Genomic DNA, 16835 nt, shown 5'->3' on the forward strand with positions numbered 1-16835 from the left:
AGAATAATCGAGGGGGAATGAAGATGATCGAAAGAACAACTTCCCATGAATTTGACTTAGTATCAAAATATCAACCAGCTGGGGATCAACCAGAAGCGATCCATCAATTGGTTGACGGGGTGGTCGGTGGAAAAAAAGCACAGATTTTGTTGGGAGCCACTGGGACCGGTAAGACTTATACGATTTCTAATCTAATTAAGGAAGTCAATAAACCGACATTGATCATTGCCCATAATAAAACACTGGCTGGACAATTATATGGCGAGTTCAAGGACTTTTTCCCAAATAATGCGGTCGAGTACTTTGTCAGTTACTATGATTACTATCAACCAGAAGCGTATGTTCCTTCCAGTGATACATACATCGAGAAAGACTCCAGTGTCAACGATGAAATCGATAAGCTGCGTCACTCGGCAACAAGTTCTTTATTAGAGAGAAACGATGTGATCGTTGTAGCTTCTGTCTCTTGTATTTTCGGTTTAGGTTCGCCGATCGAGTATGCCAGACAGGTTGTTTCTTTACGAGTAGGGATGGAAAAGTCTCGCGATCAACTATTAAAAGAATTGATCGAGATCCAATTTGAACGAAACGACATCGATTTTCAACGGGGGCGTTTTCGCGTACGTGGCGATGTTGTGGAGATTTTCCCAGCTTCTCGTGATGAGCGAGCGTTACGCATTGAGTTTTTTGGCGATGAAATCGATCGGATTCGTGAAGTCGATGCCTTGACGGGCGAGATCATGAGTGACACCGAACATGTGTCGATCTTTCCGGCAACTCACTTTGTGACCAATGAAGACCATATGGAACATGCGATCGCTTCGATCCAAAGTGAACTCGATGAACGACTGAAAGTTTTGCGAGCAGAAAATAAGCTGTTGGAAGCGCAGCGTTTAGAGCAGCGAACCAACTATGATATTGAAATGATGCGAGAAATGGGGTATACCTCAGGGATCGAAAACTACTCTCGCCACATGGATGGACGAAAAGAAGGCGAACCGCCTTATACGTTATTAGATTTCTTTCCTGATGACTTTCTGATCGTTATTGATGAATCCCACGTGACCATGCCGCAAGTTCGTGGGATGTATAATGGTGACCGTGCTAGAAAACAAATGTTAGTGGATTATGGCTTCCGTTTGCCTTCTGCACTGGATAACCGTCCGCTACGCTTGGAAGAATTTGAGAAGCATGTCAATCAAATCGTCTATGTTTCAGCAACACCTGGACCATATGAATACGATCAAACCGATACCGTCATTCAACAAATCATTCGTCCGACTGGTCTGTTAGATCCGGTGATCGAAGTACGACCGATCATGGGTCAAATTGACGACCTCGTAGGAGAAATCAATGAGCGAGTCGAGCGAAATGAACGGGTCTTTGTCACGACCTTGACGAAAAAAATGTCTGAAGATTTGACGGATTACTTTAAAGAATTAGGGATCAAAGTCAAATACTTGCACAGTGACATCAAAACATTGGAACGAACAGAGATCATTCGCGACCTGCGTCTCGGTGAATTTGATGTACTGGTCGGAATCAACTTACTGCGAGAAGGGTTAGACGTCCCAGAAGTTTCCCTGGTTGCGATCCTTGATGCCGATAAGGAAGGCTTCTTGCGCAGCGAGCGTTCATTAGTCCAAACGATCGGACGAGCAGCTCGTAACTCAGAAGGAAAAGTAATCATGTACGCCGATAAAATGACCGATTCGATGCAGCGAGCGATCGACGAAACAGCGCGACGCCGAAGTATTCAAGAAGCTTATAACGAAGAACATGGAATCGTACCGAAAACCATCATCAAAGAGATTCGCGATCTGATCGCAATCACGAAAGTGGCGGAAGAAACTGGCGAATACACCACGACTTCTTATGAAGAATTGAGTCGTGAAGAAAAAGCAACCTTGTTGCTGAAATTAGAAAAAGAAATGAAAGATGCTGCGAAAGCACTGGATTTTGAAACGGCTGCTACCTTGAGAGATACTATTCTTGAGCTAAAAGCTGCTGATTAGAAGGAGAAACAATATGGCAAATGATAAAATCGTGATCCATGGGGCACGGGCCCATAATTTAAAAAATATCGATGTGACGATTCCCAGAGACCAGCTCGTTGTTGTAACTGGTCTTTCGGGTTCAGGGAAAAGCTCCTTAGCATTTGATACGTTGTATGCCGAAGGACAGCGCCGATATGTCGAAAGTCTATCGGCGTATGCCCGTCAGTTTTTAGGGCAAATGGATAAACCCGACGTAGATAGCATTGATGGACTTAGTCCAGCGATTTCTATCGATCAAAAAACCACCAGCAAGAACCCGCGATCAACAGTGGGGACGGTTACTGAAATCAATGATTATCTGCGGCTTCTTTACGCCAGAATCGGTCACCCAATCTGTCCCAATGATCATATTGAGATTACTAGTCAGTCGGTTGAGCAGATGGTGGATGAAGTTTTGGCATTACCAGAACGCACCAAGATCCAATTGTTGGCACCTATCGTTTATCAAAAGAAAGGGCAGCACAAAAAAGTCTTCGAACGTATCCAAAGAGAAGGTTATGTTCGGATGCGGGTGGATGGCGAAGTCTATGATGTCTCAGAAGCGCCTGAATTAGAAAAAAATAAAAAGCATGATATTGCCATCATCATTGACCGAATCGTTGTAAAGGAAGGCATCCGTTCTCGTCTGTTTGATTCCTTTGAAGCGGCATTACGTTTAGCTGATGGCTATGCGGTAGTCGATGTGATTGGTCAAGAAGAGATGCTTTTCAGTGAACATTATTCTTGCCCGTATTGTGGCTTTACAGTTGGTGAATTAGAGCCACGGCTCTTTTCATTCAATGCGCCTTTTGGTGCTTGTCCAGACTGTGATGGTCTTGGTGTGAAGCTAGAAGTCGATGTCGACCTAGTGATTCCCGATCAAAGCAAAACGTTGCGTGAAGGCGCACTATTACCTTGGAACCCAATCAGTTCACAGTATTATCCGCAAATGCTGGAACAAGCCTGTCAAGAGTTCAATATCGATATGGACACACCCTTTGAAGAGCTGCCAGAAGAACACAAAGACATTATTTTGAATGGTTCGAATGGCGAAATTTTCCATTTCCATTATGAGAATGATTTCGGTGGCGTGCGTGATGTTGAGGTAGCTTTTGAAGGAATCTTACCAAATATTAAGCGCCGTTATCATGAAACCAACTCTGATTTCACCCGTGATCAAATGCGTTTGTATATGACGGAATTGACTTGTAAAACTTGTCATGGCTATCGTTTGAACCCTCAAGCGCTGTGCGTGCAAGTCAACGGAAAACACATTGGTGAAATGAGCGAGATGGCAATCAACAATGCGTTGAACTTTGTCGAAGAATTGAAACTATCGGAACAAGAGCAAATGATCGCACGTCCGATCGTGAAAGAAGTTGATGATCGTTTAAGCTTCTTGAAAAATGTCGGATTGGACTATTTGACCTTGAGTCGTGCATCAGGCACACTCTCTGGTGGGGAAGCGCAACGGATTCGTTTGGCAACACAAATCGGCTCCAATTTGTCTGGGGTGCTTTACATTCTTGATGAGCCATCGATCGGTCTTCACCAACGGGATAACGATCGCTTACTAGATTCATTGCGGAAAATGCGTGATCTTGGGAATACCCTGATCGTCGTTGAGCATGACGAAGACACGATGCGGGCAGCGGACTACTTGATCGATGTCGGTCCAGGTGCAGGACAAGCAGGTGGCGAGATCGTCGCTGCAGGCACTCCTGATGAAGTCGCAGCCAATGCGTCTTCCTTAACAGGTCAGTACTTATCAGGAAAACGACAAATCCCGACACCAACGGAACGCCGCAAAGGCAATGGTGAAAAGATTCGTGTGACCGGTGCTTCTGAGAATAACTTGAAAAACATTTCGGTCGATTTTCCATTAGGAAAGTTCGTCGCCGTTACTGGGGTCTCTGGCTCTGGTAAATCGACATTAGTCAACGAAATTTTGAAAAAAGCCTTGGCGCAAAAAATCAATCGGAATTCGAACAAGCCAGGTCGCTTTAAAACCATTACTGGTTATGAAGCGATTGAGAAATTGATCGATATTGATCAAAGCCCTATCGGTCGGACGCCTCGAAGCAATCCAGCAACGTATACCAGTGTCTTTGATGACATTCGCGATTTATTTGCTAAAACCAATGAGGCGAAAGTCCGTGGTTACAAAAAAGGCCGCTTTAGTTTTAATGTGAAAGGTGGACGCTGTGAAGCATGTAAAGGGGACGGAATCATCAAGATCGAGATGCACTTCTTACCTGATGTCTACGTACCTTGTGAGGTTTGTCATGGCAAACGTTATAACTCAGAAACGTTAGAAGTTCATTACAAAGGGAAAAATATTTCGGAAATCTTAGATATGACCGTGGAAGATGCAGTGGAATTTTTCCAACATATTCCTAAAATCCATCGAAAATTGCAAACGATCGTCGATGTCGGTCTAGGTTATGTCACGATGGGACAACCAGCGACTACTTTGTCTGGTGGGGAAGCGCAACGGATGAAGCTTGCCAGTGAACTGCACAAAAATTCCAATGGCAAGAGTTTTTATATCTTAGATGAACCGACGACTGGTCTGCATACGGATGATATTGCCCGTTTGTTGAAAGTTTTGGAACGATTTGTCGACGCTGGCAATACCGTTTTAGTGATCGAACACAACTTGGATGTCATCAAATCAGCGGACCATGTGATTGATCTAGGTCCAGAAGGTGGCGAAGGCGGTGGAACGATCATTGCAACTGGTACACCAGAAGAAATTGCTGCGGTTTCTGAAAGCTACACCGGTCATTATTTGAAAAAAGTCCTTTAGGCAAGGAAAAGAGCACTCACTTTTTTACTTGTCTGTCAATAGGTTTCGCTAAAGTTTAAGGAAGCGTGAAATATCTGCAAATTTCATGATAAGGGCTTGAAATCAAAATTTTATTTGATAGAATAGCAATAGGTATACGTATATTCGCATTGAATAAACTGCCTATAAGTTCTATCCGTTCAAAGTGGGAGAAAGCAATCAAAGATAGATACTTTGATTGCTTTTTTCTTTGTGGTATTATAATTCTATTGTAATTAAACGAAACGAGAGAGGTCGTTTTTCGTATTCAAAAGAGAGAGTGATTTTTGATGAGTCAGGAAAATTTTCTTCCCATATTATTAGGAAGCGATATGAATGTTTATGGTATGGCCAGAGCATTCCACGAAGCATATGGCATTCAATCAGTTGCTTATGCTGGTGCGGAACTTGCGCCAACCCGCTTTAGTAAAATTGTTACAATCAATCAAGTGGAAGGTTTTGACCATGATCCAGGATTCACTGAGACGTTGATCAAGTTAGGAAAAAATACTTACAACGATCCTGCCATGAAATATTTATTGATTCCTTGCGGCGATGGCTATGCAGAACTGTTAGCGAAGCATAAAGAAGAATTGAAGCCTTATTATACCTTTATGGCCAATGACTATTCCCTATTAAAACGGTTGATCAATAAAGTCAGTTTTTACGAAGTTTGCGAGGAATATGGCTTGCCTTATCCTAAGACCTTCATTTTAACACCTGAACTGTTGACGGAAGGAACGTTCAAAGGAGAGCTGCCTTTTGATTTTCCTGTGGCTTTGAAACCAGCAAATAGTGTCGCGTGGCTGTCAGTTGATTTTGAAGGGCGCAAAAAAGCCTTCATTATTGACAATCGAACAGAATTTGAAGAAATCGTTTCTCGCATTTATCAAGCGGGTTATCAATATGAAATGATCGTCCAAGATTTTATTCCTGGCGATGACAGCAACATGCGGGTCTTAAATGCCTATGTTGATGAGAATCACGAAGTTCGCGTGATGGGTTTAGGTCATCCTTTATTAGAGGATCCAACCCCTGGAGCTGTTGGGAATTATGTCGCGATCATTCCAGATGAAAATGATCAAATCTATCAAATGATCCGTAAGTTTTTAAAAGAGATCGAATATGTTGGGTTTGCCAATTTTGACTTGAAATATGATGCGCGAGACGGTCAATATAAATTATTTGAAATCAACTTGCGTCAAGGAAGAAGCAGTTTCTTTATTACCTTAAGCGGATTGAATCTGGCGAAGTTCATCACAGAGGATTTAGTCTTCGAAAAACCTTACACAGAAACGGTTTATGGCAAAGCTGACGCGCCTGAAGCGAAATTATGGCTAGGGGTACCAAAAAACATTTTCTTGACTTATGCAAAAGAAAATCCTGCGAAAGAACGCGCAAAAAAATTATTAGCAGAGAATCGCTGGGGAACGACTGTCTTTTACAAAGAAGACTTATCTTTAAAGCGCTGGATTCTATTAAAGAGAATGTTCCATCTGTACAACAAACGATTCAAAACGTATTTCCATACGAAAGAAGGCTAGAAGATGGAGAATTTTTTTAGTATTTTAGGCGGCATGGGAACGTTAGCGACGGAAAGTTTTGTCCGCATTTTAAACCGACGGACACAGACCCATAAAGACCAAGATTACTTGAACTATGTTTTATTCAATCATGCGACAGTCCCAGATCGGACGGCATATATTTTAGACAACACGTTAGAAAACCCTGTTCCATATTTAATGGACGACATCGAAAAACAAAATTTGTTAAAGCCAAATTTTATTGTGTTGACTTGTAACACTGCCCATTATTTTTTTGATGAGCTGCAAGCTGCCACTGAAATCGAGATTTTGCATATGCCTCGTGAGGCTGCGAAAGTCGTTTTTGAAAAAGGCGTCACTGGAAAAGTGGCCTTTCTTGGGACAGAAGGCAGTGTCAAAGCCGGCATCTATGAGAAAGAATTGCGGAAGTTCGGACTTGACGTCTATCTTCCAGAGCCGACGATCCAAAAAAAGGTCAATACATTGATCTATGATCGAATCAAAGAAAATGATCATTTGGATCAAGAACTTTACTTTGAGATACTGGAAGAAGTCACCGAACGTATCGGCTGTGAAAGCGTAGTGCTTGGATGTACCGAGTTGTCCTTGATGGATGAATTTGTGACTGATAATCCGTATCCAGTCGTCGATGCCCAATCGATTTTAGTTGATCGGACGATCGAAAAAGCATTGGCAAATCGCCAAGCAATCTAAAGCTGATAGCGACGTTAGCGGCATTTTTTGAGCTAACGTCTTTTTTTATGCCAGTGTTCCAATGATACGCCCGGCATGATATAATAGAGTTGTTTCAGAAAGGAGTTTTACCTATGACTGAAGTGGATCATTTAGAATTGGTCATTATTACTGGGATGAGCGGAGCCGGCAAAACGGTCGCGATCCAGAGTTTTGAAGATATGGGGTACTTTTGTATCGATAATATGCCCCCAAGCTTGATCCCTAAATTTTGGGAACTGATCAAAGAATCAGGAAAAGTGACAAAAATTGCCTTAGTTGTCGATCTGCGTTCAAGATCGTTTTTTGAAGAAATCCAAAGTATGCTGATCGATATTGAAAACACGAATTTTATCGACACACGGATGCTCTTTTTAGATGCATCGGACAATGAATTGGTGTCAAGATACAAAGAAACGAGAAGAGCACATCCATTAGCGATGGATGGCTTAGTTACGGAAGGGATTCGCAAAGAGCGAGCGATCTTAAACGATTTGAAGACGCGTGCCAGTATTGTTATTGACACAACGACCCTGACCCCACGGCAACTGAGAGAAAAAATCAATCAAGAATTTCGTGCTTCTCATGAGACAGGGTTTCGTATTGAAATACTTTCGTTTGGCTTCAAGTATGGCTTGCCGATCGATGCTGATATTGTGATGGATGTTCGTTTCTTACCGAATCCCCATTACATTCCAGAGTTGCGTCCTTTAACGGGTAAAGATGAACCCGTGTATGAGTACGTCATGTCTTTTCCAGAAACGGAAGAATTCTATCAGCAATTTAGTACACTGTTGCAAACGATCATGCCAGGCTATGTCAAGGAAGGCAAAAGCAGCTTGACGGTGGCTATCGGCTGTACTGGGGGCCAACACCGTTCCGTTGCATTATCTGAGCGCATCGGTGCGGTTTTGGCAGAAGACTATCGCGTCAATATTACTCATCGCGACAAAGATAAGCGTAAAGAGACGGTGAATCGTTCATGAAAATGAAAACGTACCGAATCAGAAAGCCGAAGATCGTTGTGGTAGGTGGCGGAACTGGGTTACCAGTCATCCTGAAGAGCTTGCGGAATCAGGGTGTCGACATCACAGCGATCGTTACGGTCGCTGATGATGGCGGTAGCAGCGGCGAAATTCGCAATTTGGTTTCCTCTATCTCGCCACCAGGGGATCTGCGCAATGTTTTGGCGGCTCTATCTGATATGCCGCAACTGTATAATGATATTTTTCAATACCGTTTTAAAGCCGAAGACAAATTTTTAGCCAATCATGCCCTGGGGAACTTGATTATTGCGGCGATTGCTGAAATGCGCAGCAGTACCTATGAAGCCATTCAAATTTTGTCAAAAATCATGCATATCGATGGACGAGTTTATCCTTCGTCAGATCTGCCATTGGTGTTACACGCTGTTTTTAAAGACGGCACCGAAGCGGTAGGAGAGTCCAAGATCGCGGTTGATCGCAAAACGATCGATCGGGTCTTTGTTCGTAATCAAGAAAATAATGATGAGCCGAAAGCAGCTCGTAAAGTTGTTTCTTCAATTATGGAGGCAGATATGATCGTCTTGGGTCCTGGTAGTCTCTTTACTAGTATTTTGCCCAATCTCATGATTAGCGAGATCGGCCAAGCAATGTTGGAAACACAAGCTGAAACGGTTTATATTTGTAATATCATGACCCAAAAAGGTGAAACTGAACACTTTAGTGATGCCGACCATGTGCGGGTCCTGCATAAGCATTTAGGCAAACCCTTTATTGATACGGTGTTAGTCAACACCGAGAAAGTTCCAGAAGGGTATATGGACCCAGAGATTTATGATGAATATCTTGTACAAGTGAAACACGATTTCCAAGGACTGCGAGAAGAAGCCAGCCGTGTCATTTCAGCTGACTTTCTGGAGCTTAGAGATGGCGGAGTTTTTCATGACGGAGATAAAGTGATTGAAGAACTTCTACGTATCGTTTACGGGGCCAAAATCTAAGAAAGGAGGGATTTTTTTATGTCCTTTGCAGCAGAAGTAAAAAAAGAATTGACCGCATTAGAAGTTCATCGCGAACATGCCAAGGCAGAATTGGCCGCTTTGATTCGGATGAATGGGTCATTAAGTATCAATAACCAACAATTTGTTTTAAACGTTCAAACAGAAAACGCGGCGATTGCCAGACGCATCTATTCGTTACTAAAAGATCATTACGACGTGCGCAGCGAATTGCTGGTCCGTCGTAAAATGAAATTAAAAAAAAACAACGTTTACATCGTTCGTTTGAAGCAAGATACACAGCGCGTGCTTTTGGACTTAGATATCATGGACGGGCTGATGTTTCAAAGCCATGTTTCTGATGAGATCATGGGCAATACTCAAAAAATGCGTTCCTATTTACGAGGCGCTTTCATGGCATCTGGGTCCATCAACAATCCAGAAACCAGCCGCTATCATTTAGAGATCTATTCCATCTACGAGGAGCATAACCAAGATATTTGCGATATGCTAAACGCATATGGATTGAATGCCCGTGCATTAGAACGCAGAAATGGGTATATCTCTTACTTGAAAGGCGCTGAGAAAATCGCTGATTTTTTGACACTGATCGGTGCCACCAATTCCATGCTGAAATTCGAGGACGTGCGGATCGTGCGTGATATGCGTAACTCAGTCAACCGTTTGGTGAATTGCGAAACCGCCAATATGAACAAAACGATCGACGCTGCTTCGAAGCAGATCGACAATATCGAATTTATTCAAGATCGAGTTGGCTTGCAAGCTTTACCTGAAAAGCTGCAAGAAATCGCCGAATTACGTTTGGAACATCCCGAGGTCAGCTTGAAAGAGCTAGGAGAAATGATTCCATCAGGAGCGATCTCGAAATCAGGAATTAATCATCGCATTCGAAAAATCAACGAATTTGCCGATCATCTTCGGGAACAAGTCAGCTAGTCGAATGGAATAAAAATGAATCAAAAAACAGGAGCCGATTTGACGTGGAAGTTCGCGTCAAATCGGCTCCTGTTTTTTGTTAGTGGTTATTCATTGATCAATGCAGTTAATTCCTCAGCAGAGACCGATTCATCAAAAATGTGCCCATCTAAGATAATCGTTGGCACAAATTGAATGTTGGCGTTTTTCGCTTCTTCCACAATTTCTCCTGCGATCGCAGGATGGTTTTGTTCAGATAGCCCTAAGGTATTTTTCGCATATTCTGCCACTTCAGGTAAAGATAAATGCCCCCATTCGTCTTGTGTTTGATAAATTTTTGTGATCTCAGCGATCGTTGCCTGAGGATCTGTACTGGAAACAAAGCGGTGCATCACATTGCCTCGTTGCAATGATTCTTTTTCTTTGTCGAATAATTTGATGACACGGCGTAGTTTCCCAGCTGCGACAGCTTCACTTAAGATCGGTAACGATTCCTCAAACCATTGCCGACAATAAGGACAGCGTAAATTCATAAATTCGACGATCGGTTTAGCGGAAGGGTCTCCGATATGTATCCCTGTTACCGCATTTGTTTCCTGTGCTTTGATGATTGAAATATCCATTAAGATTCCTCCTTTTTCTTTTAGTTTACCGAAGTTTCTACTGAAAGAAAAGCCTCAGGTCTTTTAATTTAAGTCTGTGAAAAGAGGAGGGAAATGAGCGAAATACTATGTATTTCGTTTCACGAAATTAAGAAAATTCCCCTGACTGTGCTTTTATATTCCTTGATTTTCAGCTATAATGAATTGTGTTTTATTGTGCAAAATGATGATTAAAGGAAGTTATATAGATGAGAAAAAGAAAAACAATGGATGGCAATACGGCAGCAGCCTATATTTCCTATGCCTTTACGGAACTTGCGGCGATCTATCCGATAACCCCTAGTTCAACCATGGCTGAATTAGTGGATCAGTGGTCTGCTCAAGGAAAGCATAATCTTTTTGGGCAGCCGGTGAAAGTGGTTGAAATGCAATCTGAAGCAGGGGCGGCCGGTGTGGTTCACGGCTCATTAAAAACGGGCGCCTTAACGACGACCTATACGGCATCCCAGGGACTTTTATTAATGGTACCAAATATGTACAAGATTGCCGGGGAAATGCTGCCAGGCGTCTTTCATGTCGCCAGCCGAGCAGTGACCACCAATGCTTTGAATATTTTTGGAGATCATACCGATGTAATGGCCACCCGACAAACAGGCTTTGCTATGTTAGCGGAAAGCAGTGTCCAAGAAGTAATGGATTTAGCGCCAGTCGCTCATTTAGCAGCTATCGAAGCCAATATCCCATTTTTAAATTTTTTTGATGGGTTTCGAACCAGTCATGAGATTCAAAAAATAGAGGTCTTAGATTATGAGGAATTGGCACAGTTGGTCAATCATGAAAAATTGACTGCCTTTCGACAAAAAGCTATGAACCCGAATCACCCGACGACGAGTGGAACGAATCAAAATCCTGATATCCATTTTCAACAGCGGGAAACGATCAATCAGCATTATCAAACATTGCCTGAGATCGTTCGTTTTTACATGAAAAAAATCAATGCTTTAAGAGGAACCAACTATGACTTAGTGGATTATTATGGTGCTTCGGACGCCGAAGAAGTCATCGTTTCGATGGGGTCCTCGACGCAAACGATCCAGCAAACGGTGGATCATTTATGCGCTTCAGGCCGCAAGGTGGGGGTCTTGTCGATCCATTTGTATCGACCATTCCCACTAGAAGTCTTCTTAGAAAAACTGCCTGCTACCGTTAAAAGTATCGCTGTATTGGATCGCAGCAAAGAACCTGGTGCCAATGGCGAGTCTTTGCTTTTGGATGTGCAAAGTGCCATGTATGATTCAGCGATTCGGCCGACGATCATTGGTGGACGCTATGGTCTTGGGTCAAAAGATGTGACGCCTGATCAAATCGTTGCCGTTTATGACGAATTGCTCAAGCCAAAAGCGAGCCAAAAGAAACGCTTCACCATTGGGATCACGGATGATGTGACGCAATTGTCGTTGCCATCAAAGGGCACGCTAGATCTAACTGATCCATCCACCTTCCAAGCGAAATTCTGGGGATTCGGCTCTGACGGGACCGTCGGGGCAAATAAGTCAGCAATCAAAATCATCGGTGACCATACCGAAAAATATGTACAAGGCTATTTCCATTATGATTCGAAAAAATCTGGTGGTCTAACGGTTTCTCATCTGCGATTTGGGGATACCCCCATTCGTTCTACCTATTTGATCGAACACGCGGATTTCGTTGCGTGTCATACGTCTGCGTATTTGCATACGTATGATTTGCTGAAAGGACTCAAAAAAGGCGGAACCTTTTTATTAAATACGACCTGGTCACAAGAGCAAATCTTAAAAAATCTACCGAAGAAAATGAAACGTTATCTTGCTGAAAACGAGATCCGCTTTTATACCATCAATGCCATGCAGTTGGCAATGGAAGTCGGCTTAGGTGGGCGGATCAATACTGCGATGGAAACAGCCTTCTTTTACTTGGCAAACATCATTCCGACCGAGGAAATCTTGCCGATTTTAAAAGAAGAGGCGCTGAAAAGTTATCGGCACAAATCGATGGCGATCGTTGAAAAGAACCAAGCAGCCATCGATCGCACCATCGAATTATTACAAGAAATCCCTGTTCCAAGCAAGTGGGCAACGATCGAAGTGCCGAAGAGGACATCCACTGCTACAACACAATTTGTGCGGGAAATCGTGGAACCCATCAACCGTCAAGAAGGCAACCAACTAAGCGTGGGAACCCTCGTACGAAATCAAATGACTGAAGGGGTGATCCCTGTCGGGACAACAGCGGTTGAGAAGCGGGGCATCGCTGTTGAAGTGCCCGAGTGGCTATCAGATCGCTGTACCATGTGCAATGAGTGTGCCTTTGTCTGTCCTCATGCGGCGATCCGTCCGTTTTTGGCAGATGAAGATGAATTAACCGAAGCACCTGAAGGCTTTATCGTCAGAGAGATGCGAGGCGCGAATGGGCAAAAATATCGAATTCAAGTTTCCGTTGAAGATTGTACAGGTTGCGGCCTTTGTGTGGAAGCATGTCCCGCCAAAGGGAAAGCTTTGACGATGCGTCCTTACGAAGAACAAAAAGAACAAGCTTTAAATTGGGCTTTTGCGATGACTTTACGTCAAAAAGAAAATCCAGCAAAACCAGGAACTGTTTTGGGCTCTCAATTCAATAAACCTTTGTTGGAGTTCTCTGGTGCTTGTGCGGGCTGTGGGGAAACCCCCTATGTGAAACTATTGACCCAAATGTTTGGTGATCGCATGATGATCGCCAATGCGACCGGCTGCTCTTCGATTTGGGGTGGAACCTCACCAGTATCCCCTTATACAACCAATCACTTAGGACAAGGGCCAGCTTGGTCAAACTCGTTGTTTGAAGACAATGCCGAATATGGCTATGGCATGTTCTTAGCCAACCAAACCCGACGGGAGAAATTAGCAGCCCAGCTGCAGTCGTTGAAAGCCAATGTATCAGAAGAATTGCAGGCTTTGATTGATGATTGGGACCTTCATCGAGAAGAAAGTGCTGGGACGCAGCAGCGAGCAGCAAAATTGATCGCCGCCTTAGAAGCTGAAGCTGCCACAACACCTCAGCTGAACAAAATCTTGCAGGAGAAAGATTTGTTTGTTAAGCCAAGCCAATGGATGATAGGCGGTGACGGCTGGGCATATGATATTGGGTTTGGCGGTATCGATCATGTTCTCGCTTCTGGTGCAGACGTCAATATTCTCGTGTTAGATAATGAAGTCTATTCTAATACAGGGGGGCAAGTCTCTAAAGCGACACCGACTTCGGCCATTGCTAAATTCGCTGCAAGTGGCAAGTTTGTTTCCAAAAAAGATTTAGGAATGATGGCGATGACCTATGGACATGTCTATGTCGCACAAATCGCATCTGGTGCCAATCAAATGCAAACGATAAAAGCCTTTGAAGAAGCCGAGCGGTTCCCAGGACCGTCAATCATCATTGCCTATACGCCATGTATCACCCACGGTCTTGCAGGCGGAATGCGTCAATCCTTGAAAGAAGCACAAGAAGCAGTTGCATCGGGGTATTGGAGCCTCTACCGCTATAACCCGCTGTTGGCAGAAAAAGGGAAACAGCCAATGACACTCGATTTCAAAAAGCCAGCATTTGATCAAATGCCTGCCTTTATGCAGACACAAGTTCGATTTGCATCCTTGCAGTCTGCCAATCCGAATGCGGCGCAAGCGTTGTTTGAAAAAACCGTTTCACATGCGAAAACTCGTTTCTACAACTATGCCCGCTTAGCAGGTCAAGAAGAAAAAATACGAGCAAAGCTTGAAAAAAAGGTAAGTACTGATGCAGAACAACCAACGGCAGTAAAAACGGAGCGTGTACGAAGAGAAAAACAGCCGTTAAGCGAAGAGCAGCTCGCTGAAAGAGCAGCACGGCGTGCAGCGCGCGCAAAGCGCCGTCAGCAAGAGTAATCGCTCGCTGAGGGATGACCCTGAAAAACGGTTTGACCCGTTTTTTAGGGTCATTTGTTGTTTTTCCTAAGAAATGAGTGCAAGAAGCTCTTTTAGATGAAATCTTCTAAGACCTTTGACAAACAATGATTTCAGGATAATGGTAAACTAAGTAAAAGAGCTGTTTATTTTTTCAAAACTTTTTCATAAATTTGTTTTTTTTCAAATCTTTGAAGAGGTCCTATGTTATACTATTATCTGAAGTCTTAAGAATAAAGGAAGGCTGTTTATGTTGATAAATTTCAGGGATTTTTTTAATTTAGATTATTGGAGAGAATTGCTCTCATTTGATATATTTTCTTGGTCATTTTTAGTAAATGTTTTAGATGTGATCGTTGTTTGGTATTTGGTTTATAAGCTGATCCAGCTTGTGCGAGGAACAAAAGCGATCCAGTTGTTTAAAGGCGTCGGCCTATTCATTGTTCTAAGGTTTTTGGCAGGTATCGTAGGATTAAAGACGCTATCTTGGTTGATGGATCAAGTCATCACATATGGGGTGATCGCCGCGATTGTTATTTTCCAACCAGAAATTCGACGAGGGCTGGAGCATCTTGGCCGTAGCTCTTTCTTCAAGACTTCTAAGAATGAAAAACGACGGGATGAAGTGTTGGTCCAAGCGTTGGACAAAGCTGTTCAATATATGGCAAAACGAAAAATCGGTGCATTGATCACGATCGAACGGACGACGGGGTTAGAAGAATATATTGAAACGGGGATTCCTTTAGATGCGGACGTGACGGGCGAATTACTGATCAATATTTTTATTCCCAATACACCGCTACACGATGGTGCAGTCATCTTAAGAGATGATAAGATCGCTGTTGCTAGTGCCTACTTACCACTGTCAGAAAGTCCGTTGATTCCCAAAGAATTTGGGACGCGCCATCGAGCGGCTGTCGGGATTTCAGAAGTTAGTGATGCGTTGACCATTATCGTCTCAGAGGAGACGGGAGACGTCAGTATTACCCTGAATAATCGGATGCTTACTGAGCTTTCGCGACAAGAGTATCTCGACGTGTTGAATCGCGAATTAGTGCCAGAAGAAAAGCCTGGTAAACGCAACTTGCTGCAATCTTTCTTTGAAGGGGTCAACAAAGGAGGAAGAAAATGATCAAGAAAGAACGTCGTCAAAACGTATTTTATGGTATACTAGCGCTGTTCTTTAGTCTGGTTCTGTTTTTCATCGCCAGCGGATCAAGCCTGCAAGTCAACCTTGCAGGAACTTCAAATCCTTATGAGGAAGAGATCGATAATGTACCGATTCAGACCACCTATGACACAGATGAATACTTTATCCAAGGGTTTGAAACAACAGTAGACGTGACTTTGTCTAGTCGAAATCGGGTGCAATTGAATGCTGAACGTAGCGAGGAAACGCGGAGCTTTCGAGTAGTGGCTGATTTGACTGGACTTGATGAAGGAACCCATGAGGTCCCTTTAGAAGTGAAAAATCTTAGCTCAAGTGTGACAGCCGAAATCGAACCCAAAACCGTCACTGTGACGATCGAGAAAAAAGTCACCCAAACGTTTACCGTTGAGCCAGTCATCTCGACTGATGGAGCAACGAGTGGTTACGGCGTTGATTCAATGAGTGTTGAACCGCAAGAAGTAGAGATCACTACTGGCGACAAGACACTGGCAGAAATCGACCGAGTGGTAGCGATCGTGAATCCAGATGATATTACTGGCGATTCGATCACGGTGGATGGAACGATCGAGGCTTGGGATAGTGAAAACAATCCTTTAGCGATCATTCCTGAGCCAGATTCGGTCGATGTGGCATTGATGATGGAAGCACCAAGCAAAGAAATTGAATTGTTTGTCACTCAACAGGGGACAACACCAGATGGGATCTCTCATTACATCTACCGGATGAGTAGTATCAGTGCGGTGCTAACAGGACCACAAAGTATTTTGGATGAGACCCAGCAGATCGGTGTCCCAGTGGATGTTAGTGAGATCACAACCACGACCGAACGGACAGTAACGATTCCAATACCAGAGGGAACAACGATCAATCCAACAGTAGTGACGATCCAAATCACTCCGGTTGCAGAAACAACTACTGAGAATCAATCAAACAATGATGGCGATGAAGCAACGAACAGTGCGAATTCTCAAGCCAATTCTTCGACAGTCGACACGACGCAAGAACAAACAGAGAATTCCGCAAGCAGCACGACGACAAGCAGTTCTTAGTCGTTTG

General features: G+C 43.4%; 11 protein-coding genes. 10 read left to right on the forward strand and 1 reads right to left on the reverse strand.

Annotation, left to right across the window (positions count from 1 at the left end; all coding sequences use genetic code 11):
• The first annotated feature begins 23 nt into the window (after positions 1–23).
• The 7 genes from uvrB (at position 24) to whiA (ending at position 10077) form a co-directional block, all read left to right on the forward strand.
• Positions 24–2015: an excinuclease ABC subunit UvrB gene (gene uvrB / locus QN079_RS07105; protein WP_010748162.1), complete on the forward strand. Its 1992-nt coding sequence runs from the start codon at positions 24–26 to the stop codon at positions 2013–2015.
• 13 nt (positions 2016–2028) lie between these two features.
• Positions 2029–4845 carry an excinuclease ABC subunit UvrA gene (gene uvrA / locus QN079_RS07110; RefSeq protein ID WP_289230591.1) on the forward strand — a complete coding sequence of 939 codons (2817 nt, stop codon included), beginning with the start codon at positions 2029–2031 and terminating at the stop codon, positions 4843–4845.
• A 308-nt stretch (positions 4846–5153) separates the two neighbouring features.
• On the forward strand, positions 5154–6407 hold the full coding sequence (locus tag QN079_RS07115; protein ID WP_289230592.1) for a carboxylate--amine ligase: 1254 nt from the start codon (positions 5154–5156) through the stop codon (positions 6405–6407).
• A gap of 3 nt (positions 6408–6410) precedes the next feature.
• Positions 6411–7121: an amino acid racemase gene (locus QN079_RS07120; RefSeq protein WP_005225951.1), complete on the forward strand. Its 711-nt coding sequence runs from the start codon at positions 6411–6413 to the stop codon at positions 7119–7121.
• Between the two features lie 113 nt (positions 7122–7234).
• Positions 7235–8125: an RNase adapter RapZ gene (rapZ, locus tag QN079_RS07125; RefSeq protein WP_005225952.1), complete on the forward strand. Its 891-nt coding sequence runs from the start codon at positions 7235–7237 to the stop codon at positions 8123–8125.
• Positions 8122–9123: a gluconeogenesis factor YvcK family protein gene (locus QN079_RS07130; protein ID WP_010748165.1), complete on the forward strand. Its 1002-nt coding sequence runs from the start codon at positions 8122–8124 to the stop codon at positions 9121–9123. Before rapZ ends, QN079_RS07130 begins: the two co-directional genes overlap by 4 nt.
• Positions 9124–9141: 18 nt before the next feature.
• The gene (gene whiA, locus QN079_RS07135) at positions 9142–10077 is read left to right on the forward strand and encodes a DNA-binding protein WhiA (protein WP_005225954.1); all 936 of its coding nucleotides are present in this window, start codon (positions 9142–9144) and stop codon (positions 10075–10077) included.
• 86 nt (positions 10078–10163) lie between these two features.
• Here the strand turns inward: whiA and QN079_RS07140 are convergent, their stop codons facing one another.
• Positions 10164–10679 (reverse strand): DsbA family protein, encoded by a 516-nt coding sequence (locus QN079_RS07140; RefSeq protein ID WP_289230593.1) that lies wholly within the window; start codon positions 10677–10679, stop codon positions 10164–10166.
• Positions 10680–10906: 227 nt separating this feature from the next.
• Here QN079_RS07140 and nifJ point away from each other — a divergent pair, with 227 nt between their 5' ends.
• The 3 genes from nifJ to QN079_RS07155 all read left to right on the forward strand — a co-directional run bounded on the left by nifJ (position 10907) and on the right by QN079_RS07155 (position 16828).
• Entirely contained in the window at positions 10907–14590 is a 3684-nt protein-coding gene (gene nifJ / locus QN079_RS07145; RefSeq protein WP_289230594.1) for a pyruvate:ferredoxin (flavodoxin) oxidoreductase, read from the forward strand.
• Positions 14591–14858: 268 nt separating this feature from the next.
• Positions 14859–15740 carry a diadenylate cyclase CdaA gene (cdaA, locus tag QN079_RS07150; protein ID WP_005235688.1) on the forward strand — a complete coding sequence of 294 codons (882 nt, stop codon included), beginning with the start codon at positions 14859–14861 and terminating at the stop codon, positions 15738–15740.
• On the forward strand, positions 15737–16828 hold the full coding sequence (locus tag QN079_RS07155; RefSeq protein WP_289230595.1) for a CdaR family protein: 1092 nt from the start codon (positions 15737–15739) through the stop codon (positions 16826–16828). Before cdaA ends, QN079_RS07155 begins: the two co-directional genes overlap by 4 nt.
• The last annotated feature ends 7 nt before the right edge of the window (positions 16829–16835 follow it).

The organism is Enterococcus sp. FZMF, assembly GCF_030263915.1.
GTDB classification, from domain to species: Bacteria; Bacillota; Bacilli; order Lactobacillales; family Enterococcaceae; genus Enterococcus_D; species Enterococcus_D casseliflavus.